Source organism: Rhodococcus cercidiphylli (assembly GCF_033042225.1).
In the GTDB taxonomy this organism is placed as follows: Bacteria; Actinomycetota; Actinomycetes; order Mycobacteriales; family Mycobacteriaceae; genus Rhodococcoides.
The window spans coordinates 20,255-44,586 of the sequence record NZ_JAWLKE010000012.1; the positions used below are offsets into that span (position 1 = coordinate 20,255).

The following is a 24,332-nucleotide window of genomic DNA, read 5'->3' on the forward strand; positions in this document are numbered from 1 at the left end:
CCTAGAATTTGTGCTTCGCCTGACGAGGTACAAACCGCTTCGAGCCTCCGGGACGTCCAGCGAGGACGTCCGCAACGCAAAGGGGTATCCGCATGCACACGACAACCGCGCCGACGCGACTCGATGTAGAAGAAGCCGAGGCACGCATCGCCTGGGTGTCGCACGCCCGTTGCAAGGGCACTGACCCGGACCAGCTCTTCGTCCGGGGTGCAGCGCAGCGCAAGGCCGCAACCATCTGCCGGCACTGCCCGGTACTCATGCAGTGCGGTGCGGATGCCCTCGACAATCGAGTCGAGTTCGGTGTCTGGGGCGGCATGACGGAACGCCAGCGCAGGGCGCTGCTCAAGCAGCACCCCGAGGTCGACTCCTGGTCCGAGTTCTTCGAGACCCAGCGTCAGCAGCAAGCAGCCATCTAGTCGCCTGCCGGGCAGGGCCGATTCAGCCTTTGCGAGTCAGCTGATCGGCCACTGCACGCAGCGCGGCGAGGTCGGAGACCTCGAACGGCAGTGACGGAACACCGACGATGGGCACGCGGGGGTGCGCACCGGTGAACCGGCGAAGCAACCGCACCTCACGCGCTGCCGTGACGGCGCGCTGAGCGTGGATCCGGAGGACAGCGGCGGTCAGATCCGCACCCGGGTCGTCGATCCGATCGAGTAGATCGGCCGCCGTCGCGGCGTGATCCGCCTGCACCGACGACAGCGTCGGGTGCGTCCGGTTCACCACCAACCCGGCCAGGGGCATCTTCTCCGCAGACAAGCGCTCGACGAAGAAGGCCGCCTCGCGCAGCGCGTCGGGTTCTGCGGCAGCGACGACGAGGAAGCTGGTGCCGTCCTCGCGAAGCAGCTGGTAGGTACGCGTCGCCCGCTCGCGGAACCCGCCGAACATGGAATCCAGCGATTGCACGAAAGCTGATGCGTCGGACAGCATTTGGCTGCCGATCACGGTGGAGACGCCGCGCATGGCCAAGCTCATCGCGCTGGTGACCACGCGGGTGATGCCGCGGCCGGGAGCGGTGAGCAGCCGGATGAACCGGCCGTCGAGGAACGAGCCGAGTCGCTGCGGTGCATCGAGGAAGTCCAGTGCATTGCGCGACGGCGGAGTGTCCACCACGATCAGATCCCACGACGAGTCCAGGGACAACTGCCCCAACTTCTCCATCGCCATGTACTCCTGCGTGCCCGAAAAAGACGACGCCACAGTCTGATAGAACGGATTGGCCAGCACCTGCTCGGCCTTCTCGGGCGTCGAGTGCTCGATGACCATCTCGTCGAATGTGCGTCGCATGTTCAGCATCATCGCGTGCAGTTCACCCTTGGCACCGGCACCCAACTTCACCGGCTGCGGGCTGTTGTCGAGATCACCGAGACCGAGAGCCTGAGCCAGGCGGCGGGCCGGATCGATCGTCAGCACCACCACCCGCCTGCCCTGCTCGGCAGCCCGCAGGGCCATCGCGGCCGCGGTGGTGGTCTTGCCGACTCCGCCGGCCCCGCAGACGACGACGATCCGCGACGTGGGATCGGTCAGGATGCGGTCGACATCGAGTTCGGTTGCTACTGGTCGAGTCATCGGACACCCTGTTCTGCAAGCTTGGCGGCGAGCTCGTACAAGCCGCCGAGATCGACACCATCGGCCAACATCGGCAGCGACATCCGCGCGACGTCGAGTTCGTCGAGCGTGGTTGCGCTCTCCACCTGAGCCGAGAGCGTTGCCGCGTGCTCGATCGATTCGGTGAGCAACCCCGCAAAGTCCGCCTCGGAGAGCGTGATTCCGGTTTTGGCGAGACCGTCCTGAATGGCGACGGCATCGATCTCGCCCTCGGCGATGGCCTCGAGCGACTCGGCGGGCAGGTACGTCGGTTCGGTGCGATTGACGATGACCGCGCCGAGTCGAAGATCTGCCGCCTCTAGCTCACGCACCGCGTCGGCCGTCTCCTGCACCGGCAGTGCCTCGAGCAACGTCACCAGGTGCACGACGGTGTCGGCCGAGTGCAGCAACCGCACCACGCCCTCGCTCTGCGAACGAACCGGTCCGCCCTTGGCCAGGTCGGCCATGGCCTTGGTGACGTCGAGGAAGTTGCCGATGCGTCCGGTCGGCGGCGAGTCGACGACGATCTCGTCGTAGGCCCGGTTGCCCTTCTTGTCGGTCCGCACCACACATTCCTTGACCTTGCCGGTCAGCAACACGTCGCGCAGACCCGGTGCGATGGTCGTCGCGAACTCGATGGCACCGATCTTGCGCATCGCGCGGCCGGCGAAGCCGAGGTTGTAGAACATCTCGAGGTATTCGAGGAACGCGGTCTCGATGTCGATGGCCAGTGCGTAGACCTCGCCGCCGCCGTCCGCCGAGGCGACGCGTGTCTCCTTGGGCGGAAGCTGCGGCACGTCGAACAGCTGCGCGATGCCCTGCCTGCCCTCGACCTCCACCAGCAACACCCGTCGACCACCGGCTGCGAGCGCCAGTGCCAATGCGGCAGCGACCGTCGTCTTGCCGGTCCCACCCTTACCGGATACGAAATGCAGCCGCGCGGCATCTGCCTTCGCCGGCCATCCCTCTTCGTTCGCTATGCCCACACCCCGACCATATAGAGGTCGTCCCCGGGCGTCCGACCGAAGTGTCTAACTCTGCTCGGAGTGTCGGCGGAGTCGGTCGACCAATCCCTGGGTGTACGCGTCGAGATTCGGTACTGCGTCGGGACAGGCGACCATCGCGATCGTCACCACGTCGCCGAGGCCGAAGATTCCGTGATTGAGACACCGGCCGTCTTCGAGGAACGGAAAGCCTGCCGAGAAACGCGCGACGGCACCACACAGCTCGAGGTCCGCGCGGCCACGGTCGACACTGACGACGGTCGTCTGGGCACCGACGTGCGACGGAGAGCGGTCGTGTTGTCGGAATCGGCGTCCCTGTACGAACCGGACGATCGGTGCAGGCACTCGCTCGTCCGCGCGCGCGACGCGGAGCAGCGGTGCAGCCGTCACCCTGGCTCGTTCGGCCGCGAGCGACCGAGTGATCAGCTCGGCTCGCTTCGCGATATCGGGTTCTCCGACGTGGAGGTCGACCGTTCCGACCACCGCTCGATTCGCTGCCGGCCACTCCACGTCGCGCGGTAGGGCCATCGGGACGAACGCCGCGACGGTGCCTCCGGTCGCGGACAGCGGCTCGTCGCCGTCGCCGAGATATCGATCGAGGCACGAGCCGACTGCACACAGAGCGGACACCGTCACCGAAGCGGCACCCGCGCGGACTTCCGTCTTCTGCATGGGGACTATGCGAACGACTCGATACGGCCCCACGGCCCGGTTCAGCGCCGTGGCCGGCACCGACGGCGGGCCGGGCTGCGACCCCCGGTAGGCGCGAACAGCTCGACGGGCCTCCCACCGTGATCGAACGAGATCGACCGGTGCCCGGAACACCGCACCGAGAACGGCGTTCTCCCGCTCGGCAGTGAGATTCGGCGACGGCGCCGCACCTGTCGCGGACTGTGGTTCGAAGAGTGCGCGAACCATCCTCGATACGCCCAGCCCGTCGGTCAGGGCGTGCCCGACCTGCAGTATCACCACCGTCACCGCGCCCTGCACCAACGGAGCAGAACCGATTCCACGGACCACGTGCAGGTGCCAGGAGTGCTCTCGGAGATCGAGACGAGTGCGGAGCAGGTCGCCCATCAAGATCTCGAAGTCGGCCCAGGGCGCACCGCCGAGATCGTGATCCGACATTCGTTCGGACAGCGGGGACGTATCGGGTACCCATCGCGGATAGTCCAGATTCAGCGGTGCCTCCCGAAGCCGCAGTCCCAGGCCGGGGACCACGGGTGCGCGGGCCTCCACGTGCGCGACGATCTCGTCGAACGAGGGCGCGGGGCGTTCGACCGAGTCGAACGCCGTCAGTGAGAACTGGTCTCGAGAATCACCGCGGTCACGCGCGAAGTGATAGATGGCGTCCTTGATATCGAGCCGATCCATGCGACGACTGTAGTTCCGGCACCGCGCCGGTGGAACCGAACGATAGGCTCACCAGTCATGAGCGAAAAGATCATCTGGGAGTACTTCACCGCGCCGGTCCTGATTCACGCCACCAAGCAGATTCTCGACAACTACGGCTCCGAGGGCTGGGAGCTCGTCACGATCATGGCGGGACCCAACGGCGGAGACACGTTGGTCGCGTACTTCAAGCGCCCGAAGGTCTGAGCGCGCGTGGCGAATTGGAGCGAACGACTGTCCGAGCTGGGCATCGAGCTGCCCGACGTCGTCCCGCCGCTGGCGGCCTACGTCCCGGCGGTGCAGGTGGGCTCGCTCGTCCACACCTCCGGCCAGTTGCCGATCGTGGACGGAAATCTGACGTCGGTGGGCAAGGTCGGCGGCGACGTCACCGCTGAGGACGCCACCGCAGCGGCGCGCCTCTGCGCGCTGAATGCGCTCGCCGCCGTGCACGCGCTCGTCGGCATCGATTCGGTGGCCCGAGTGATCAAGGCGGTCGGCTTCGTAGCCTCCGCTCCGGGATTCACCGGCCAGCCCGGGGTGATCAACGGGGCGTCGAACGTCATCGGTGAGATCTTCGGCGATGCGGGCAAGCATGCGCGCTCGGCCGTTGGCGTCGCCGAACTGCCACTCGGTGCTTCGGTGGAAGTGGAGCTCATCGTCGAACTGCGCTGACGCGCAGTGGTGTGGCTAGGTGCCCTCTGGGGCACTCAACCACGCCACTGGGGCGGCAGCCGCACATGTCACTGGGGCGGCAGCCGCACTGATCACTTTCTGCAGGTGTAGGCCTCGGTGTACCGAGCATTCGTGATCGACACCCTTGTCGACCGACTCGAGGAATTCGTCCAGCAGGACGGCGAAGCAGTCGGTCGACGAGGTCGAGCGGTCGGTGAGCGTGGCGATACCGTCGGTGCCGCTGAGCTCGATCCGCATCAGGGACGGCATGATCGGCGTCCGCAGCGACAGTTGCACGGTGCTCGTTGCACCGCCCTCGTGCTCGAGCACCACGGTCCAACTGTCCGACGCCACCTCGCGGTGCGAGTAGGCAACCCGCGCAATGGTTCCCAGTGCGGCGTCGAGCAGATCGAACACGTGCGGGCCGATGTCGAGGATCGCCCCGTCGTCGTGTCGCCACTGCGAGTTCGCGTACGCCCCGCCGAGGACGGCACCGGAGAACCAGGTTCCCGAGCCCGCTGCCCACGGTCGTCCGGCGACCTCGTCGAGGAATTGCCTTGTCTCCGGGGCGAACCGGAGCGTCAGCGTCACCATCGAGCGGACGCCTGCTGCCGTCACTGCCGCGGCCAGTTCTTCGGCCTCGGTCACCGTTGCGGCAATCGGCTTGTCCAGCAACACATGTTTGCCTGCCTGCACCGCGCGGAGTGCGTATCCGGCTTGCACGGCAGGCGGTACCGCGAACGCCACCGCATCGACGGCACCCAGCAGGGCGTCGAACGAGTCGAAGACCGGTGCCCCCAGATCGGCTGCCGCTTCGGGTCTACGCGCCCATACTCCGGCGAAGTCGATGGCGGGATGGGCGAGTAGCGAGGGGGCTTGAGTCTTACGGGCCCAGGGCCCAGCTCCGACGAGTCCGACCTTCATGAATATCGACGGTAGTCCTCCCGGACACCGCGTGGAGAAGGCGACCTACAGTACTTTCATGGCCGACTCGAACCCCCAGCATCCCGCGTACGGACTTCTCCGGCAGGTGACGCCCACCGCCTCGGTTCTGCTCGCCGACAACCCGGGCAAGATGACGCTCGACGGGACGAACACCTGGATTCTGCAGGCACCGGGGTCGGACGAGTGCATCGTGGTCGATCCCGGGCCGAAGGACAAAGCTCATCTCGACGCCGTCGCCGCGTCGGGCACGGTGGTGCTGACGCTGGTGACCCATCGCCATGCCGATCACACTGCTGGGCTGAAGCGGTTTCACCGAAAGACGAAGGCTCCGGTGCGTGCGGTCGGGGAGAAGTTCCTGCACGGGGGCGGCGCAACGCTGGCCCACGGGGAGTTCATCGAGGCAGCCGGGCTGCGCATCGAGGTTCTGCACACGCCCGGTCACACCGCGGATTCGGTGAGTTTCGTGTTGGACGACGCGATCCTGACAGGAGATACCGTCCTCGGTCGCGGCACGACGGTGCTGGACCCCAAGGACGGTTCGCTCGCGGACTATCTGCAGTCGTTGGACCGGCTCGAAGCGGCCGGTGCGGGGAAGACGGTACTTCCCGGGCACGGACCGGAGTTGCCGGACACCGCCGAGGTGGCGCGAGCGTATCGCGCCCACCGTCGGCAGCGGCTGGATCAGGTTCGCTCGGCGCTCGCCGAGATCGGCGAGAACGCGAAACCGATGCAGGTGGTACGGCACGTCTATTCCGACGTGGACAAGAAGTTGTGGCCGGCTGCGCGGATGTCGGTCAAGACGCAGCTGGCCTACCTCCGCGAGAGCTAGCGAGCTGCTGTCTCGACCGAACTCGGCCTAGCGAGCTCGGCGTGCCAGACGCTCGGAGTCCGAGATCAGCACGGACTTGCCTTCGAGGCGCAGCCAGCCGCGGTGTGCGAAGTCGGCCAGTGCCTTGTTGACGGTCTCGCGCGAGGCACCGACGAGCTGAGCGATCTCTTCCTGCGTCAGGTCGTGGGTCACGCGAAGCGAGCCCGCTTCCTGGGTGCCGAAGCGCTGGGCCAGCTGGAGCAGCGCCTTCGCGACACGTCCGGGAACGTCGGTGAAGATGAGGTCGGCCAGGTTGTTGTTGGTGCGACGCAACCGGCGAGCCAATACGCGCAGCAGTTGCTCGGCGATCTCGGGGCGCTGATCGATCCAGTCCTTGAGCGCAGCACGGTCCATGCTGACCGCGCGCACCTCGGTGACCGTGGTGGCCGAGGACGTGCGGGGGCCGGGGTCGAAGATCGACAACTCACCGAACATGTCCGACGGTCCCATGATCGTCAGCAGGTTCTCGCGGCCGTCGGGGGAGCGTCGCCCGAGCTTGATCTTGCCCGAAACGATGATGTAGAGCCGGTCTCCGGGCTCACCCTCGTTGAACACCACGTGCCCACGGGGGAAATCGACAGGCTGCAGCTGCTTCGTCAGTGCCGCAACCGCAGAGGGTTCGACTCCTTGGAAGATGCCGGCCCGTGCCAGGACGTCGTCCACTTGCGCTCCTTTTGGGATGTCGGTGTCGCGGAAACCCGCACCACCGAAAGCGTTTGTACTCAGTTCGTGCCATGCACCGAACTGCGGTGCAGTTCAGGCGTCGACGCCGATCCGATGATCAAACACAACAATTACCTCAGGGGAGTCTACTTCGAGTCGGTGAAAACCGAGTGATCGACGCCACCACAGGTTGCCAGAGGACTCGGGCGTGTGTTCCCGTTCACCCGAAATTCATCCAAATTACGACCAATGGGACGAAACGCGCGCTCAACTTGCTCGTTGGTCGGCCAGGCCGTCGCGCGTGTCGATGGTCCGCGGCGGGGTCTGGCGGCGTTTGCGGGTGTTGAACCGGGCCAATGCGTGCGGGAAGCCCTCGTTCGCCAGAGTGGCGACCTCGGACTTGCTCGCCTGATCGAGGAATTCCTGTACTTCTTGCTCCCGGACGCCGAGCTTGCTCAGACGAAACTCGACCCGTTCCATCGCGAGTGCGAAGAGCATGAGTAGTACCGGAAAGAGCACCACGGCGAGTCCTTGCATACCGGCCAGTTAACACCGAAAAGATCTCGATACAAACACGGTCCGCTGCTGCCGCGAGGAACGTTACGCATTCTTGTCCGTACAGTTGTGGAGTGGATTCGACAGCTCCGAAACGCCCCGACGTGCGCAAACGCGAGGAGACGCACCTCGGGCTTGTGCGTCGAGCTCGGCGAATGAACCGGACGTTGAACACTGCCTTCCCGCATGTGTACTGCGAACTCGACTTCACCACGCCGCTGGAACTGGCCGTCGCGACCATCCTGTCCGCGCAGTGCACCGACAAGCGCGTCAACATGGTCACCCCGGCGCTGTTCGTGAGATACCGCACAGCCCGTGACTACGCCGAGGCCGACCGGACCGAACTCGAGGAGTTCATCCGCACCACCGGCTTCTATCGGAACAAGGCCAACTCGCTGATCGGTCTCGGGCAGAAGTTGCTGGAGAACTTCGACGGCGAGGTGCCCGCGACGCTGAAGGACCTCGTCACGCTCCCCGGGATCGGCCGCAAGACGGCCAACGTGGTTCTCGGCAATGCCTTCGATGTTCCGGGAATCACCGTCGACACCCATTTCGGACGGCTCGTACGGCGCTGGCAGTGGACCGCGGAGCAGGACCCGGTCAAGGTCGAGCACGCCGTAGGCGCGCTCATCGAGCGCAAGGAGTGGACGCTGCTCTCGCATCGAGTCATCTTTCACGGTCGACGCGTCTGCCACGCTCGTACACCCGCCTGTGGGGTGTGCATCCTCGCCAAGGACTGCCCCTCGTTCGGGACCGGTCCGACCGACCCCGCAACCGCAGCTGCGTTGGTGAAGGGCCCGGAAACCGACCACCTTCTCGCCCTCGCCGGAATCGTGCCGTGAACAAATCTGCCCTGCGGTGGTCACTCGTCGCTCTGATCCTTGTGGTCGGGATGGTCTACGCGCTGTGGCCCCGGAGCGACGCGCCGACCGCGCAGCCCATGGATTCGCCCGGCCTCGGGCAGCGAACACCGAGCACGGACGAGCGTCGTGCAGTCGACACCCCCGAGGCGCTCGCACCACTGCGTCAGGACGCCGGTCTCGCCGCATGCCCCACGGCGTCGGGCACCGCCGCGGGGCCGTTGACGGGCATCACCCTCGAATGCATCGGCGACGGCTCGTACGTCGACCTCGGGCAGGCACTCGCGGGCCGCCCTGCTTTGCTCAACATCTGGGCGTACTGGTGTGGCCCGTGCGCCGAAGAGCTGCCCTATCTGCAGCAGTACGCCGACCGGGCAGGCGAGAAGATCGAGGTCCTGACCGTCCACAACGACGCCAACGAGGCCAACGGCCTGACTCGGCTGACCGATTACGGCGTCACCCTGCCCGGCGTTCAGGACGGAGGCGGCCGCGTCGTCGCCGCCGTCGGAGCACCCAACGTGCTGCCCGTTTCCGTTTTGATATCTGCGGATGGCACTGTCGCCAAGGTGCTGCCACAACCTTTCCGTAGCGTCGACGAGATCGCCGACGCCGTACGCGTGAACCTCGGAGTCGACTCGTGAGCGCACCCGACTGGCTCGGACGCATGCTCGACGTGGCAGGCAGGGCCGGCGGACTGACCGACACCACCGGCATCAACCCAGTGCTGCAGCGTCAGGCACCGCCGTCCGACCGACCGCGGTCCGCCGCTGTGCTGGTGCTGTTCGGCGGCCCCGCCTCCGCAGATCCCACCTCGCCCGGCGGATTGCCCGCCGACGCCGACGTCCTGCTGACTCAGCGCGCGTCGACGCTGCGAGATCACAGCGGGCAGATCGCCTTCCCCGGCGGAGCCACCGACCCGGGCGACGACGGCCCGGTCGGCACGGCACTGCGCGAGGCGCAGGAGGAAACCGGACTCGATCCGGCAGGCGTCGTGCCACTGGCGACGATGCCCGGCATCTACGTTCCGCCGTCACGCTTCGATGTGGTTCCGGTGCTCTCGTACTGGCAGCAGCCCAGCCCAGTGCGCGTCGTCGATCCCGGGGAGACCGAGCGAGTGGTGCGAGTTCCATTGCGCGAGTTGCTCGATCCGGACAATCGCTTTCAGGTGCGCCACCCTGCGGGCTACCAGGGCCCGGCGTTCGCCGTGCAGGGAATGCTGGTGTGGGGATTCACGGGCGGTATCCTGGCGGGTCTGCTGGCTGTATCGGGCTGGGAGCCCGAGTGGGACACGGGGGACATACGCGATCTGGAGGCCAGCTTGACTGCGGTAGGAGCGAGGCTCGATCGGTGACGGGTTCAGGGTGGGTCGATATCGCGGTGATCGCCATCGCACTGCTGGCGGCGTCGTCGGGATGGCGGCAGGGGGCGGTGGCGTCGGCGCTGGCGTTTCTGGGGGTCGTCCTCGGTGCCGTCGCCGGCATTCTGGTGGCACCGCACGTGCTCGAGCACGTCGACGGTGCGCGGACGCGGGTGTTCGTCGGTATCGCACTGATCGTGGTGTTGGTGATCGTCGGTGAAGTCGCCGGCATGGTCCTCGGGCGGGCCTTGCGCAGCGGAATACATTCGCGCGCTGCGAGATCCGTCGACAGCACGGTCGGAGCCGGGTTGCAGGCGGTGGCGGTGCTCGCCGCTGCGTGGCTGCTGGCCATTCCGCTGACGTCGTCCTCGCAGCCCGAGGTGGCCAGTGCGGTGCGCGGGTCGTCGGTGCTCGGTCAGGTCGATCAGGTGGCACCCGACTGGCTGCGGCAGGTACCCGAGGAATTCTCGGCGTTGCTCGACACCTCCGGACTGCCGGACGTCATCGGACCGTTCGGTCGCACCCCGGTCGCCGAAGTCGCCGCGCCCGACTCCGGTATCGCCGCGGGACCTGTTCCGTTGGAACTGCAATCGAGTGTCATCAAGATCAACGGCATCGCACCGAGCTGTCAGAAGGCTCTCGAAGGCTCCGGTTTCGTCGTCGGATCCGATCTGGTGATGACCAACGCGCACGTCGTCGCCGGCACCTCCGAGGTGACGGTCGATTCGCCCAACGGGCCGCTCGACGCAGACGTCGTGCTGTTCGATCCGGAAGAAGACGTTGCGGTGCTTCGTGTTCCACAGCTGCAGGCACCGGTGCTGACCTTCGCCCCGACGCCAGCCGAATCCGGTACGGACGCCATCGTGCTCGGTTACCCCGGCGGCGGTCCGTACACGGCGAGCCCGGCGCGTATCCGCGAGATCATCAACCTCAGCGGGCCGGACATCTACCGCACCGGAACCATCCAGCGTGAGGTCTACACCGTGCGCGGATCGGTTCGGCAGGGCAATTCCGGTGGACCGTTGGTCAACTCGTCCGGTGAGGTACTCGGAGTCGTGTTCGGCGCCGCCGTCGACGACCCCGACACCGGATTCGTGCTGACCGCGTCGGAGATCGCGGACGAACTTGCGCAGAGTTTCGCTGCACCGGTGCCGGTCGGCACGGGCGACTGCGTCGTCTAGTCGTCAGGGCCCGACGAAGTCCGGCTGGGCAACAGATGCACACAATCTTGTCTGAGTGGGGTCAGGATCGCTTCGGTCAGTTGCTCCAGCTGGTCGATCCGGCCGGGGGCGAGCTGCTCGAAAACCCGTCGGCGCACTTGCTGCACGTACCCGGGCTCGATGCGGTCCACCGCCTGCGAGCCGGCATCGGTCAATCGTGCCAATGTTCGTCGTGCGTCCTCGGAATCGCTTCGTCGAGTGACCCACAGCTTCTTTTCCATCCTGGTCACGATGCGCGACAAGTGTGAGGGCGTGACGCCTGCGCCCGCGGCCAGCTGCGTCATGTGAACGTCGCTTTCCTCGCTCGTCGACAACCAACGGAGGACCTGATACTCCGCGTGTGTGAGCCCGTGCTCGTGGCCGAGGTACGCATCGAGGGCACCCGGTAGCCACATCATCACTCCCACGAGCAGAGACCAGGTTCGGTCTTCCTGAGGCGAGAGGTGCGGGGCATCGGACACGGGTTACACGATAACGTTGCTTGCTGCGGAAAGTATTCGCGGCTAGATTGCTTTCCGCGGGAAGTAATCTCGCACCTGATGCGTAGTACGGAGAAGCAGATGCAGGCAGCGCGATACCACCGTTACGGTGGCCCCGAAGTACTCGTGGTCGAGGACGCACCGGAACCTCACGCGGAGGCGAACACCGTTCGCATCGAGGTCGGAGCCGCGAGCATCAACCCCATCGACTATCTGCTGCGCTCCGGTCGGTTGAGTGATGTGGTGCCGCTCGATCTGCCCGCCATCCCCGGCCGTGACGCGGCCGGAGTGGTCGACGAGGTAGGACCGGGGGTTGTCGGTACGCAGGTCGGAGACGTCGTGTTCGGCGTCGGTGGGATCAGTGACACCACCGCGCAGTACGCAGTACTCACCGCGTGGAGCAGTGCACCCTCGGATTGGAGCATCGAGCACGCTGCGGCCGCCGGGCTCGCTTCGAGCACGGCATCCGCGGTCATCGAGGCTCTCGAGGTCTTCGGGATTCTGGAAGGGAAGACCGTACTGATCGACGGCGCTTCCGGAGCAGTGGGCACCGCCCTGAGTGTTCTCGCCAGGGATTCGGGCGCCGAGGTGATCGGAACCGGAAGCCCGCGCAATCACGATTATCTGATCGGCCTCGGCGTACGGCCGACCACCTATGGTCCGGGGCTTGCCGAACGGGTCGCCCTCCTCGCGCCGGGCGGGGTGGACGCGGCTGTTCACACGGCACCGTCATCTCTGCCGGCGGACCTGATCACGTTGGTGGGCGACCCCGCCCGCGTCGTGACCGTCCTGGACGCCGAGGGTGCCGAACGTCTGGGTGCGCGAAAGATCGACGCTCGCAACGAGTCTCAGTTGTTGGAGCGCGCTTCCAAGCTGGGCCGGCGCGGAATCTACCTACCCCGGGTCGACCACATCCTGCCGTTCGCCCAGATCGCCGACGCCCACGCCGTGGCCGAGCGGGGAAGCGGCAAGGTCGTCGTCACCATGCGGTGACCCACCGCCGCGCGTAATCGAGCGCGTTCAGATTTCGCGCGCGACTCGCAGGATCTCCTCGGACACCACGTCGGGTGCTTCCTGGTGGACGTAATGCCCCACGTCACGCACTGTTCGACGCGTCAGTCCCGGTGCCCAGTGCCGATCGCGATCGAGGGTGGTGGGCAGCACGTACGGGTCGAGGTCGCCGCTGATCTGCGCGACGGGAATCGAGGTACGTACGTCCACGGCGGCCATGAAGCGGCGTCCCTCGGCGCGGAACTGGCTGCGGAACGCCCAGCGCTGATATTCGAGCGCGCAATGCGCAGCACCCGGAATCCGGATGGCCGAGCTCATCTTGGCTGCGGTGTCGGCGTAGTCCTCGGTGTTCTTCCACGCGGACCCGGCGCGGCTGCTCATCAACTCGCCCACCGCAGCTCCGCCTCGGCGCGTCAGCAGCCTCTCCGGGCGCAGCGGAACCTGGTAGCGAACGAAATGCGGTAGCAGCGCGGCGCGTTGCGCCGAATCCTTCAACACCGCTCGCCGCAGCGAGATGGGGTGCGGTGCGTTGATCAGCACCATCGAGCTCACCAGGCGGGGGTGCAACGCCGCACTGGCCCAGCAGACGAGACCGCCGTCGGCGTGACCGACGAAGGTGGCGTGCGGGTATCCCAGGGCGCGAACCAGTCCGACGATGTCGCCGGCCAGTGTCCACCCGTCGTATCCGCGTGGGGGCTTGTCGGAGTCACCGTAACCGCGCAGGTCGACGGCGATTGCCCGGACGCCGGACCGAGCGAGTGCGGCAAGTTGGTGTCGCCACGAATACCAGAAGTCGGCGAAGCCGTGCAGCAGGACCACCAGCGGTGCGTCCGGTGCATGTTCGCCGACCTCGACGACGTGGAACCGGATTCCGTTGGCGTGGATGTCGCGATGGATCCACTGTCCCGGATACCGGACCGTGGACGGATCGGGCTGATTCATACTGCTCGATTCGCCCGGGCTACTACTTCTTGTAGCCGGGAACTCCGGGGATGGAGTCGTGCTGGTTCGGCAGCACCGTCGACGCCTGCTTGAGCGAGTCGATGGTCTTCTCGGGCTTGCGCAGTTTCTTGACCCTGCGGTAGCCGAGGAATCCGAACAGCGCCGCGGCCAACACCATGAACGCGAACACGATGAGGAATGCGGCCCAACGGTAGAGCCACACGTCGAGCAGCTCGGCCGCGAAGAAGAAGAAGAAGAAGGTGCTGAACAGCAGAACCGTCAGGGCGATGATGAAGAAGACGCTGCCCTGCAGCCCCTTCTTGACCTCACCGGTGACCTCGGCCTTGGCGAGGGCGACTTCGGCGCGCACGAGCGTCGAGACCTGGGTGGTGGCGTCCTTGACGAGGTTTCCGATGCTGGCGCTACCAGGGGTGCGGGCATCGACATCGGTCAGAGGTATCGATGAAATCGTGTTCGGGACGCCGTTTCCGTATCCCTTGTCATTGCTGACGCTCAACTCTCGACCCCTTGTAATCGCTCTGCTCGGTGTTGTGCGGAAGATCGTATCGACAGTAGTGCCTGGGTAGCAGATTAACTGTTCCGCGAAGGGCGAGCGACGCTCGGCCCTCGTTTGGACGCGTACCTCGGTACCACTTCCCGCAAACTCGCCGATCTTGCGCGATCGGGCACCGGACACGCCCGGGTCGTGAAATTCTCAGGTGTTCATCAGGTAATTTGCAGGGAACTTCCCCCTTTCAGGAGCATTCGTGAGTTCAACACACGCCGTCGCCGACGGCGCAATTCCCGCACCTCAGGTGCCGCGGTCACGCATCGTGATCGCGTCGATGGTCGGCACGTCCATCGAATTCTTCGACTTCTACATCTACGCGACCGCCGCAGTGCTCGTCTTCCCGCGTCTGTTCTTCCCGGCGGGCAACGACACCACGGCGCTGCTGGCGTCGTTCGCGACGTTCGGTCTGGCGTTCGTGGCGCGACCCATCGGGTCGATTCTGTTCGGCCACTTCGGTGATCGCATCGGACGCAAGGCGACCCTCGTCGGCTCCCTGCTCACGATGGGCGTCGCGACGTTCGCGATCGGCTTGTTGCCGACGTACGCCGCGGTGGGTCTGTGGGCACCGGCCCTGCTGGCGATCATGCGCTTCACCCAGGGCGTCGGTCTCGGTGGTGAGTGGAGCGGTGCAGCATTGCTGGCGACCGAAACCGCGAAACCGGGCAAGCGAGCCTGGGCCGCGATGTACCCGCAGCTGGGCGCGCCCATCGGCTTCTTCTTCGCCAACGGCATCTTCCTGCTCATCGTCATCGCGACGGGCTACGATTCTGCGAACTCCGGCACCGACCACGCGTTCCTGACGTGGGGCTGGCGAATCCCGTTCCTGCTCAGCGCGATCATGGTCATCATCGGTCTGTACGTCCGGCTCAAGCTCGAGGAGACGCCGGTGTTCAAGTTGGCCGTCGAGCGCGGGCAGAAGGTCAAGACTCCGCTGGCTCAGGTGTTCAAGACCAGCTGGCGCCAGCTGATCATCGGTACCTTCGTCATGCTCGCCACCTACACGCTCTTCTACATCATGACCACGTGGGTGGTCAGCTACGGAACGGGCAAGGTCTCCGACGTCAACGGGCCCAAGCTGGCCATTCCGTACACCGACTTCCTGGAACTGCAGCTCATCGCCGTGCTGTTCTTCGCGGCTCTGATTCCGGTCGCCGGACTGCTCGCCGACAAGTACGGCCGCCGTCCCACGCTCATCGTCATCACCACGGCGATCGTGCTGTTCGGACTGTCGTTCCACTGGTTCGCAGATCCGGCGTCCGCGTCGGCAGGCAAGATGCTGGTGTTCATGTGCGTCGGTCTCGGCCTGATGGGTCTGACCTTCGGACCGATGAGTGCCGTTCTGCCCGAACTGTTTCCGACCAACGTGCGCTACACGGGCTCGGGAATCTCGTACAACACCGCGTCGATTCTCGGAGCCGCAGTCGCCCCGTTCATCGCCACCTGGCTGGTGAGCAGCTACGGCGTCGGCTGGGTGGGCGTCTACCTCGCCATCGCCGCAGCGTTGACGCTGATCTCGTTGATCATCATGAAAGAAACACGGGATCAGTCGCTCGACAGCGTGTGAGTGCCTTCGGCAGTGGTGTGGATAAGTGCCCCAGCGGGCACTTATCCACACCACTGGCCGCTAGCGGCCCTTCTTGATCGCCTCGAACACCTTCGGGTCGACGAGGGTTGAGACGTCGCCGAGTTCGCGGCCCTCGGCCACGTCGCGCAGTAGGCGACGCATGATCTTGCCCGAACGCGTTTTCGGCAGCTCCGGCACGATGGAGATCTCGCGTGGCCGAGCGATCGGTGAAATCTCCTTGGAGACCTGAGCTTTGAGCTCCGCGATCAGCGCGTCGCCGGTGTTCTCCTCGCCGGCCCGCAGGATGACGAACGCGACGATGCCCTGACCGGTGGTGTCGTCGGCGGCACCGACCACCGCGGCCTCGGCGACACTGTGATGGGTGACCAGTGCAGATTCCACCTCGGACGTCGAGATGCGGTGGCCCGAGACGTTCATGACGTCGTCGACGCGGCCGAGGACCCAGAGTGCGCCGTCCTCGTCGTACTTGGCACCGTCACCGGCGAAGTACCAGCCCTCTTCGGCGTAGCGGGACCAGTAGGTGTCCTTGTACCGGTCCATGTCGCCCCAGATGCCGCGCAGCATCGCCGGCCACGGCTCGTCGAGCACGAGATATCCGTTGCCGCCGTTGCCCAGTGGCTTGGCGTCGTCGTCGACGATCTTGGCGCAGATACCGGGCAGCGGGGCCATCGCGGAGCCGGGCTTGGTGGATGTGACGCCGGGCAGCGGGGAGATCATGATCGCGCCGGTCTCGGTCTGCCACCAGGTGTCGACGATCGGTGCGGTGCCCCCGCCCACCACGTCGCGGAACCAACGCCACGCCTCGGGGTTGATCGGCTCACCGACGGAACCGAGCAGACGGATCGAGGACAGATCGTGTGCCTCGGGAATCTCCTTGCCCCACTTCATGAATGTGCGAACGAGGGTGGGGGAGGTGTAGTAGATCGAGACCTTGTACTTCTCGATGACGTTCCAATGCCGGTGCTCGTCGGGCGAATTGGGCGTGCCCTCGTAGACGACCTGCGTTGCGCGGTTCGAGAGCGGGCCGTAGACGATGTAGGAGTGCCCGGTGACCCAGCCGATGTCGGCGGTGCACCAGTAGACGTCCTTGCCTGCCTTGTGGTCGAAGACGTTGTGGTGGGTGTACGAGGTCTGCGTCAGGTAGCCGCCGGAGGTGTGGATGATGCCCTTCGGCTTACCCGTCGTACCGGAGGTGTACAGGATGAACAGCGGGTGCTCGGCCGGGAAGGGCTGTGCCTCATGCTCTTTCGACGCCTTCGCGACGGTCTCGTGCCACCACAGGTCGCGTCCGTCGGTCCACGAGACCTCGGAGTCGGTGCGCTTGACGACGAGCACGTGTTCGATCGAGGCAGCGCCGTCGACGGCCTCGTCGACGGTGTCCTTGATGGGAGCGGGCTTGCCGCGTCGCCACTGACCGTCGGTGGTGATGACGAGCTTGGCCTCGGCATCGTCGATGCGCGAGCGCAGCGCGGTGGCCGAGAAGCCGGCGAAGACGACGGAGTGGGTCAGGCCGAGGCGGGCGCACGCGAGCATCGAGACGATGGCCTCGGGAATCATGGGCATGTAGATCGCGACGCGGTCGCCGGAGACGAGGCCGAGTTCGGTCAGCGTGTTGGCGGCCTGGCTGACGTCCGCGAGCAGATCGGAGTACGTGACGTCGCGGCTGTCGCCGGGCTCGCCTTCCCAGTGGATGGCCACCTGGTCGCCATGACCGTCGAGGACGTGGCGGTCGACGCAGTTGTAGGCGACGTTGAGCTCGCCGTCGGCGAACCACTTGGCGACGGGGGCGTCGGACCAGTCGAGTACCTCGGTGAACGGGGTGTGCCAGTGCAGCCGGCGAGCCTGTTCGGCCCAGAAGCCGAGTCGATCGTTCTCCGCGGCGGCGTAGAGGTCGGCTCCGGCGTTGGCCTGAGCGGCGAACTCGGCCGAGGGCGCGTAGGAGGCAACCGCGGTCTCGTCGGTTCCGGAGGTACTGGTCGTCATCTCGAATAGCTCACTTTCGTCCGGTGCATTTCGCTCATGAAACTGCACTTCCGTGCCTGTCTCGAGCCCCTTGTGAGGGTAGTCACATGTGATGGCAATCGCACCGTTGCAATCGCCTGCAACCCCTTGATCTGCGGTGATCGGTAGTTTCTGCACGCTGGGCGGTAATCGGGGCCGTTGGCGCGCACCCCGGGCGACGCCGATGTCCGAACTGTGAGAAATCGACTTGCCGAAACGTTTCGATCATGTTTCCGGCTTACTCACGGGTCAGCAAAATCTGGGGGAGTTCACATGTTCGTTTCAGGATGTGTCTAAAGTCCATCCCATCAGATCGTTGGAACGGCCCACCTGCCGTGCCATGCGGTCGCCCACGAATCCCCGGGCGTCGCGCCCGAGGAACTGAGCACGGACGACCCCGTGTTCACATCTGGATGGAGGATTTTCTTGCGTATCAAACGTGCCGCGGTAGTCACCACGGCTGTGCTGATGAGTGCGAGCCTGCTCGCCGCCTGTGGCGGCGGAGGCTCGAGCTCCGGCGGTAGCGCCGACGGTATCTACAGCATTTACATCGGCGAGCCCGAGAACCCGCTGATTCCGGGCAACACCACCGAGAGCGAGGGCAGCCAGGTTCTCGAGGCGCTCTTCACTCCGTTGGTCACGTTCAACGACGAGGACAACAGCGTCGAGTACAACGGAGTTGCCGAGTCCGTCGAGTCCGAGGACAACACCACCTGGACCGTCAAGCTCAAGGACGGCTGGACCTTCCACGACGGCACTCCCGTCACGGCCGAGTCCTATACCAAAGCCTGGAGCTACAACGCGTTGAGTACCAACGCTTTCGGTGCCTCCTACTTCTTCGAGAACATCGAAGGCTACGCAGACCTGCAGGGCAGCGACACCGCCGAGCCCGTCGCGACCGAACTGAGCGGACTGAGCGTCGTCGACGACACGACCTTCACCGTCAAGCTCAACGGACCGTTCGCGATCTTCCCGCTCACGCTGGGATACACCGCATTCGACCCGCTGCCCGAGGCGTTCTATGCCGACCCCGACGCCTACGGCGCTCGCCCGATCGGTAACGGCCCGTTCAAGGCCGACGAGGACTTCGTTCCCGGACAGGGATTCACCGTCACCAAGTACGACGATTACGCAGGCGACAATGCGGCACAGTCCGCAGGCGTCAACTTCAAGGTCTACACCGAGGTGAGCACCGGCTACAACGACGTTCAGGGTGGCGGACTCGACGTCATGCTCGACCTCCCCGAGGACGCATGGGCCACTGCCCGCGACACGTTCGGTGACCGGTACGGCGAGCGCGCACGTCCCGACATCACCTCGCTCGGCTTCCCGACGTACGATCCGCGATTCCAGGATCCGAACGTGCGTAAGGCATTCTCGATGGCCATCGATCGCCAGGCCATCGCGACCGCGATCTTCACCGATACCCGGACTCCGGCAGGATCTTTCGCATCGCCCGTCGTCGACGGCTACCGCGAGGACGCCTGCGGTGCCAACTGCGAGCTCAACGCGGACGAGGCCAACCGTCTGCTCGACGAGGCCGGATTCGACCGCAGCCAGCCGGTGGATCTGTGGTTCAACGCCGGTGCGGGCCACGACTCGTGGATGACCGCCGTGGGCAACCAGTTGCGTGACAACCTGGGTGTGAACTACGCACTGCGCGGTGACCTCCAGTTCGCGCAGTACCTGCCGCTGCAGGACGCTCAGGGCATGACCGGCCCGTTCCGTTCGGGCTGGATCATGGACTACCCGTCGATCTACAACTTCCTCTCCCCGTTGTACTCGGCAGCCGCAACCCCGCCTGCAGGTAGCAACTACGTCTTCTTCAACGATCCGGCATTCGACGCCGCGCTGGCCGAAGGCAACAACGCTGCAGACATCGACGCTGCAACCGCGGACTACCAGAAGGCAGAGGACATCCTGATCGACCAGATGCCCGCTACTCCGCTGTTCTACGGCCTGAACCAGGCTGTGTGGTCCGATCGCGTCTCCGACGTCAAGATCGACAACCGAGGCAACATCATCCTCGAGGACGTCGTAGTCAGCTGACGACACACCCAGGTGGGTGGGAGCCGAGCGTGATCGGCTGTCACCCACCGGGTCTCGTTCAACCGTGGGGCGCATCCGCCCCACACCGACCTGCGCCGGCAAGACCCGAGGCGCAGGTTCGTCCCTTGTTCAAGGAGAAGACACACAGTGGGTCGCTACATCACTCGCCGATTACTGCTGACGATTCCCGTCCTGATCGGCTCCTCGTTCTTGATCTTCGCGATGGTCTACGCGCTCCCGGGTGATCCCATCCGCGCCCTCGCCGGAGATCGCCCCCTCGCCCCGGGCGTCGTTGCCCAGTTGCGAGACGAGTTCAACCTCGACGACAACCTCTTCGTGCAGTACTTCAAGTACATCGGCGGCTTCTTCCAGGGCGATTTCGGTACCGACTTCTCCGGACGCCCCGTTCTCGACACCATCGAGCGGGCACTTCCGGTCACGGTCCGATTGACCATCGTGGCCGTCGTCATCGAGACCGTCATGGGTATCGCCGCAGGCGTGCTCGCCGCCCTCAAGCGCGGATCGTTCTTCGACAACCTGGTGCTCATCTCGACGACGCTGCTGGTGTCGGTGCCGGTGTTCGTTCTCGGCTTCATCGCCCAGTTCACCCTCGGTCTCAAGTTGGGGCTCTTCCCGATCTCCGGCATCAACGACGGCTGGTCGAGTTACCTGCTTCCCGGATTGGTGCTCGCATCGCTGTCGATGGCATACGTGGCTCGTCTGACGCGCACCTCGGTGGCCGAGTCGATGGCCGCTGACTACATCCGCACCGCCAAATCCAAAGGAATCAGCAACCGGCGCATCATCGTTCGGCATGCGTTGCGCAACTCGCTGATTCCTGTTGTCACCTTCATCGGTGCCGACGTCGGTGGTCTGCTGGGCGGCGCCATCGTGACCGAAACGGTGTTCAACCTGCCCGGGCTCGGCCGCGCCATCTACGACGGTCTCGCCCGTCAGGAAGGTGCCGTCGTCGTCGGCATCGTGACGCTCTTCGTGTTCTTCTACATCTTCTTCAACCTCGTGGTGGACGTTCTCTACGCGGTTCTCGATCCAAGGATTCGCTATGAATAAAGAAGATTCGAGCGCAGCTCAGCACGCCGCGGACGAGGGCCAGCCCGGAAACGTCGTCACCGGCGAGGCCGTCGAGCTGGTCGGTCAGGCCAGCCTGTGGGGCAACGCGTGGAAGTACCTGCGCAAGAGCCCGTTCTTCATCATCGGCACGTTCCTGCTGTTGGTGCTGTTGGTCATGGCGGTGTTCCCGCAGCTGTTCGCCCGCGGCATCGATCCGCGAGTGTGCTCGCTGTCCGATTCCGGTCAAAAACCCAGTGCAGCACACTGGTTCGGCACCGACATCCAGGGCTGCGACTACTACGCCAACGTCATCTACGGTGCGCGGATCTCGCTGTCGATCGGTGTGCTCTCGGTGATCGGCGTGCTGATCATCGGCGTCCTCATCGGTGCTCTCGCCGGCTACTTCGGCGGTGCGATCGACAGCATCCTGGCGCGCTTCACCGACGTGTTCTTCGGGATTCCGCTGCTGCTCGGTGCTCTGATCCTGCTCACCGTCACCGCCCAGCGCACCATCTTCACCGTCTCGCTGGCCCTGGTGGCTTTCGGTTGGATGACGGCGATGCGCCTGGTGCGATCGTCCGTGATCTCCATCAAGAACAGCGAATACGTCCAGGCTGCACAGGCATTGGGGGCGTCGACCTACCGCATTCTGGTGCGACACATCCTTCCCAACGCGCTGGCCCCGGTGATCATCTACGCCACGATCTCGGTGGGTACGTTCATCGCGGCCGAGGCGACATTGACGTTCCTCGGAATCGGATTGCAAGCCCCCGAGATCTCCTGGGGCCTACAGATCAACCTCGGTCAAGCCAGGTTCCTCACGTCACCGCACCTGGTGCTGTTCCCGGCCGCGTTCCTCTCCGTCACAGTGCTGGCGTTCATCATGCTCGGCGACGCACTCCGTGACGCACTCGATCCGAAACGGAACTGACATGAGTATTCAGAAGGACACGGTTCTGAGCGTCACCGATCTGACGGTCGAGTTCGAGGTCGAGAAGGTCTGGCGCAAGGCGGTCGACACCGTCTCGTTCACGGTCGCCTCCGGTGAAGTTCTCGCCATCGTCGGTGAATCCGGATCCGGTAAGTCGACGACGGCGATGGCCGTCCCAGGCCTGCTGGCCGATAATTCGCGGGTGTCCGGCAGCATCAAGCTGGGCGAGAAAGAGCTGGTCGGGCTGCCCGAGAAGCAGCTTGCACCCATCCGCGGCAAGAACGTCGCGGTGATCTTCCAGGAGCCCATGACGGCGCTCAATCCGGTGTACTCGATCGGCTGGCAGATCACCGAGGCCATCCGCGCGCACACCTCGCTGTCGAAGAAGGAAGCGAAAGCGCGGGCCGTCGAGCTGCTCAAGCTCGTCGAGATGCCGGATCCAGAGACGCGGGTCAACTTCTACCCGCACCAGCTCTCCGGTGGTCAGCGTCAGCGCGCCATGATCGCCCAGGCGCTGTCCTCGGATCCGTCGTTGCTGATCGCGGACGAGCCGACCACGGCCCTGGACGTCACGGTGCAGGCCGAGATCCTCGACCTGATGCGCGATCTCCGGAACCGCATCGACGCGTCGATCGTCCTGATCACCCACGACATGGGTGTGGTGGCCGACATGGCCGACCGCATCGCGGTGATGAAGGACGGCGTCATCGTCGAAACAGACGCTGCGCAAACCATATTCAAGAACGCATCGCATCCGTACACGCAGCAGTTGCTCGCCTCGGTTCCGCACCTGGGCAGCAGCATCGAGGCCGTGACCGCCGGGAAGATCGCCGAGCCCAGTGCCGTCGAGGAGACCCGGGCTCTGAGCATCGTCGACGGTGTCATCGAGTACCCGGGCCGCACCGTGTTCCGGGCCGTCGACGGGGTCAGCCTCGACATCGAGATGGGTGAGGTGGTCGGCCTCGTCGGCGAGTCCGGCTCGGGCAAGTCCACGATCGGCAAGGCCGTGGTGGGACTGAACAAGCTCACCGGCGGCTCGTTGTCGATCGCAGGCGTCGACATCACCAACCTGTCGAATCGCGAACTGCGTTCGGTGCGAAGCAAGGTCGGCATCGTGTTCCAGGATCCGGGTTCGTCGTTGAACCCGCGCTGGCCGATCGGACAGTCCATTGCCGAGCCGATGCTGTTGCACACCGAGCACAGTGCTGCAGACCGAAATCGAAAGGTCGAAGAACTGCTCGACCGGGTTCACCTGTCGCGGACCATGCGCAACCGCTACCCCCACCAGTTGTCCGGTGGGCAGCGTCAGCGCGTCGGTATCGCTCGGGCATTGGCGCTGGAGCCGACGCTGCTGGTGGCCGACGAACCGACGTCCGCACTCGACGTGTCGGTGCAGGCCAAGGTGCTCGAGCTGTTCAAGGAACTACAGCGTGAGTACGGCTTCGCGTGCCTGTTCATCAGCCACGACCTCGCTGTGGTGGAGGTACTGGCCAAGCGCATCGCGGTGCTGAACAAGGGCAAACTCGCCGAGTTCGGTACGACGGATCAGATTTTGCGACGTCCGACCAACGAGTACACCAAGCGGTTGCTCGCGGCCGTCCCGGTGCCCGACCCGGCCGAACAGGCCAAGCGTCGCCAGGCCCGCGCCGAGCTGTTGGCGGCAGGGGCAAAGTAGGGGTGAGGGGAGGGGGTACCGTCGTCTGTCGTGACGGACCCTCTCGCCCCGCTGCTGGAACTGCCCGGAGTTGTCGACTCCGCCGAACGGGCGCGTGACGCTCTCGGCGCGGTGCATCGACACAAGGCCAACCGTCGTGGCTGGCCGGCCACCGCGGCCGAGGCCGCGGTCCGTGCGGCCCGCTCGTCCTCGTCACTCGAGGGCGGGTCGATGGATTTCCCCCGCGAGGGCGAAGAAGGCGACCCCGTGCTCGCCGGCGCGCTTCGAGTCGCGGCAGCCCTCGATGGCGACGCCCTGCAGAACACGCTCTCGACGTGGAAGCGCGCTCCGCTGCAGACCCTGGCTCGACTCCACTTGTTGGCAGCTGCCGATCTCGTCGACGACGCCTCCGCGCTCGGTCGTCCGCGCGGTGATTCGGGGGTCGGCGAGCGACTCGACCTGCTCGCTCAGCTCGTGACCGGTGGAACCTCTGCACCCGCTCCGGTGATCGCGGCGGTGGTGCACGGTGAGTTGTTGACGCTCAAAGCTTTCGGATCGGCCGACGGCATCGTTGCGCGGGCTGCATCGAGACTGGTGGCGGCGTCGTCGGGCTTCGACCCCCACAACCTCGGAGTGCCGGAAGTGAGCTGGATGCGTCGAGCAAATGCCTACCGGGACGGCGCGACCGGATTCGCCCAGGGCACCGCGACGGGCGTCGGGAGTTGGGTGATCCTGTGCTGTGGAGCCTTCGAAGCCGGTGCGGCAGAAGCGACTTCGATCGCCGAAGCTGCACAGTAGTGAGCACATAAAAGGGCGGCGATGCCGACTTGCGTCGACTTCGCCGCCCGTTAGCACGGAGCGCCTGGTTACCAAGCGTGCTCAGGTGGGCTGTGATGGAAAACCACGTGGCCTCGG

The 24,332-nt window shown here is 65.4% G+C and carries 25 protein-coding genes; 15 read left to right on the plus strand and 10 right to left on the minus strand.

Annotated elements, in window-relative coordinates:
* Positions 1-92 precede the first annotated feature (92 nt).
* A complete protein-coding gene (locus R3P95_RS24010; RefSeq protein ID WP_008712729.1) occupies positions 93-416 on the plus strand; it encodes a WhiB family transcriptional regulator in 324 nt (107 codons plus the stop codon).
* 22 nt (positions 417-438) lie between these two features.
* Here R3P95_RS24010 and R3P95_RS24015 read toward each other — a convergent pair whose 3' ends face one another.
* The 3 genes from R3P95_RS24015 to R3P95_RS24025 are packed head-to-tail and all read right to left on the minus strand — an operon-like array spanning position 439 to position 3,965.
* Positions 439-1,569: an ArsA family ATPase gene (locus R3P95_RS24015; protein WP_094638698.1), complete on the minus strand. Its 1,131-nt coding sequence runs from the start codon at positions 1,567-1,569 to the stop codon at positions 439-441.
* The gene (locus R3P95_RS24020) at positions 1,566-2,573 is read right to left on the minus strand and encodes an ArsA family ATPase (RefSeq protein WP_068054088.1); all 1,008 of its coding nucleotides are present in this window, start codon (positions 2,571-2,573) and stop codon (positions 1,566-1,568) included. Before R3P95_RS24020 ends, R3P95_RS24015 begins: the two co-directional genes overlap by 4 nt.
* A 45-nt stretch (positions 2,574-2,618) precedes the next feature.
* Complete coding sequence (locus R3P95_RS24025) at positions 2,619-3,965, minus strand: wax ester/triacylglycerol synthase domain-containing protein (protein ID WP_317549702.1); 1,347 nt, start codon at positions 3,963-3,965, stop codon at positions 2,619-2,621.
* Between the two features lie 57 nt (positions 3,966-4,022).
* Here R3P95_RS24025 and R3P95_RS24030 point away from each other — a divergent pair, with 57 nt between their 5' ends.
* On the plus strand, positions 4,023-4,190 hold the full coding sequence (locus tag R3P95_RS24030) for a DUF4177 domain-containing protein (RefSeq protein ID WP_094638696.1): 168 nt from the start codon (positions 4,023-4,025) through the stop codon (positions 4,188-4,190).
* Positions 4,191-4,196: 6 nt separating this feature from the next.
* Complete coding sequence (locus tag R3P95_RS24035) at positions 4,197-4,655, plus strand: RidA family protein (protein ID WP_068054093.1); 459 nt, start codon at positions 4,197-4,199, stop codon at positions 4,653-4,655.
* Between the two features lie 15 nt (positions 4,656-4,670).
* On the opposite strand, the gene R3P95_RS24040 is transcribed toward R3P95_RS24035, so the two are convergent.
* A complete protein-coding gene (locus R3P95_RS24040) occupies positions 4,671-5,579 on the minus strand; it encodes a Gfo/Idh/MocA family protein (RefSeq protein WP_317549703.1) in 909 nt (302 codons plus the stop codon).
* 58 nt (positions 5,580-5,637) lie between these two features.
* On the opposite strand from R3P95_RS24040, the gene R3P95_RS24045 reads away from it, so the two are divergent.
* Positions 5,638-6,429, plus strand: a complete 792-nt coding sequence (locus tag R3P95_RS24045; protein ID WP_317549704.1) for an MBL fold metallo-hydrolase — start codon at positions 5,638-5,640, stop codon at positions 6,427-6,429.
* Between the two features lie 27 nt (positions 6,430-6,456).
* On the opposite strand, the gene R3P95_RS24050 is transcribed toward R3P95_RS24045, so the two are convergent.
* The gene (locus R3P95_RS24050; RefSeq protein WP_027494494.1) at positions 6,457-7,131 is read right to left on the minus strand and encodes a Crp/Fnr family transcriptional regulator; all 675 of its coding nucleotides are present in this window, start codon (positions 7,129-7,131) and stop codon (positions 6,457-6,459) included.
* A 267-nt stretch (positions 7,132-7,398) separates the two neighbouring features.
* Entirely contained in the window at positions 7,399-7,668 is a 270-nt protein-coding gene (locus tag R3P95_RS24055) for a hypothetical protein (protein WP_068054099.1), read from the minus strand.
* Positions 7,669-7,841: 173 nt separating this feature from the next.
* On the opposite strand from R3P95_RS24055, the gene nth reads away from it, so the two are divergent.
* The 4 genes from nth to marP are packed head-to-tail and all read left to right on the plus strand — an operon-like array spanning position 7,842 to position 11,084.
* On the plus strand, positions 7,842-8,528 hold the full coding sequence (gene nth / locus R3P95_RS24060; RefSeq protein ID WP_317549770.1) for an endonuclease III: 687 nt from the start codon (positions 7,842-7,844) through the stop codon (positions 8,526-8,528).
* A 50-nt stretch (positions 8,529-8,578) separates the two neighbouring features.
* Positions 8,579-9,187 carry a TlpA family protein disulfide reductase gene (locus R3P95_RS24065; RefSeq protein WP_149407340.1) on the plus strand — a complete coding sequence of 203 codons (609 nt, stop codon included), beginning with the start codon at positions 8,579-8,581 and terminating at the stop codon, positions 9,185-9,187.
* A gap of 23 nt (positions 9,188-9,210) precedes the next feature.
* The gene (locus R3P95_RS24070) at positions 9,211-9,897 is read left to right on the plus strand and encodes an NUDIX hydrolase (protein WP_068054125.1); all 687 of its coding nucleotides are present in this window, start codon (positions 9,211-9,213) and stop codon (positions 9,895-9,897) included.
* Positions 9,894-11,084: an acid resistance serine protease MarP gene (gene marP, locus R3P95_RS24075; protein ID WP_317549705.1), complete on the plus strand. Its 1,191-nt coding sequence runs from the start codon at positions 9,894-9,896 to the stop codon at positions 11,082-11,084. The genes R3P95_RS24070 and marP overlap by 4 nt, the downstream gene beginning before the upstream one ends.
* On the opposite strand, the gene R3P95_RS24080 is transcribed toward marP, so the two are convergent.
* Positions 11,081-11,584, minus strand: a complete 504-nt coding sequence (locus tag R3P95_RS24080; protein WP_317549706.1) for a MarR family winged helix-turn-helix transcriptional regulator — start codon at positions 11,582-11,584, stop codon at positions 11,081-11,083. The two genes, marP and R3P95_RS24080, sit on opposite strands and share 4 nt — an antisense overlap.
* A gap of 99 nt (positions 11,585-11,683) precedes the next feature.
* Here R3P95_RS24080 and R3P95_RS24085 point away from each other — a divergent pair, with 99 nt between their 5' ends.
* The gene (locus R3P95_RS24085; protein ID WP_394855468.1) at positions 11,684-12,595 is read left to right on the plus strand and encodes an NADP-dependent oxidoreductase; all 912 of its coding nucleotides are present in this window, start codon (positions 11,684-11,686) and stop codon (positions 12,593-12,595) included.
* Positions 12,596-12,622: 27 nt separating this feature from the next.
* On the opposite strand, the gene R3P95_RS24090 is transcribed toward R3P95_RS24085, so the two are convergent.
* Complete coding sequence (locus R3P95_RS24090; protein WP_317549708.1) at positions 12,623-13,555, minus strand: alpha/beta fold hydrolase; 933 nt, start codon at positions 13,553-13,555, stop codon at positions 12,623-12,625.
* A 22-nt stretch (positions 13,556-13,577) separates the two neighbouring features.
* Positions 13,578-14,072, minus strand: coding sequence for a phage holin family protein (locus tag R3P95_RS24095; RefSeq protein ID WP_068054119.1), 495 nt, complete (start codon positions 14,070-14,072; stop codon positions 13,578-13,580).
* Positions 14,073-14,322: 250 nt separating this feature from the next.
* Here R3P95_RS24095 and R3P95_RS24100 point away from each other — a divergent pair, with 250 nt between their 5' ends.
* Positions 14,323-15,690 (plus strand): MFS transporter, encoded by a 1,368-nt coding sequence (locus R3P95_RS24100; protein ID WP_188078774.1) that lies wholly within the window; start codon positions 14,323-14,325, stop codon positions 15,688-15,690.
* A gap of 60 nt (positions 15,691-15,750) precedes the next feature.
* On the opposite strand, the gene acs is transcribed toward R3P95_RS24100, so the two are convergent.
* Complete coding sequence (gene acs / locus R3P95_RS24105) at positions 15,751-17,694, minus strand: acetate--CoA ligase (RefSeq protein WP_317549710.1); 1,944 nt, start codon at positions 17,692-17,694, stop codon at positions 15,751-15,753.
* 444 nt (positions 17,695-18,138) lie between these two features.
* On the opposite strand from acs, the gene R3P95_RS24110 reads away from it, so the two are divergent.
* The 5 genes from R3P95_RS24110 to R3P95_RS24130 all read left to right on the plus strand — a co-directional run bounded on the left by R3P95_RS24110 (position 18,139) and on the right by R3P95_RS24130 (position 24,215).
* Positions 18,139-19,761 carry a peptide ABC transporter substrate-binding protein gene (locus R3P95_RS24110; RefSeq protein ID WP_094638619.1) on the plus strand — a complete coding sequence of 541 codons (1,623 nt, stop codon included), beginning with the start codon at positions 18,139-18,141 and terminating at the stop codon, positions 19,759-19,761.
* Positions 19,762-19,908: 147 nt separating this feature from the next.
* Complete coding sequence (locus R3P95_RS24115) at positions 19,909-20,832, plus strand: ABC transporter permease (protein ID WP_094612081.1); 924 nt, start codon at positions 19,909-19,911, stop codon at positions 20,830-20,832.
* Complete coding sequence (locus R3P95_RS24120; RefSeq protein WP_094638621.1) at positions 20,825-21,763, plus strand: ABC transporter permease; 939 nt, start codon at positions 20,825-20,827, stop codon at positions 21,761-21,763. Before R3P95_RS24115 ends, R3P95_RS24120 begins: the two co-directional genes overlap by 8 nt.
* Before the next feature lies 1 nt (position 21,764).
* Entirely contained in the window at positions 21,765-23,438 is a 1,674-nt protein-coding gene (locus tag R3P95_RS24125; protein ID WP_094638622.1) for an ABC transporter ATP-binding protein, read from the plus strand.
* A 30-nt stretch (positions 23,439-23,468) separates the two neighbouring features.
* The gene (locus tag R3P95_RS24130; RefSeq protein ID WP_317549711.1) at positions 23,469-24,215 is read left to right on the plus strand and encodes an oxidoreductase; all 747 of its coding nucleotides are present in this window, start codon (positions 23,469-23,471) and stop codon (positions 24,213-24,215) included.
* The last annotated feature ends 117 nt before the right edge of the window (positions 24,216-24,332 follow it).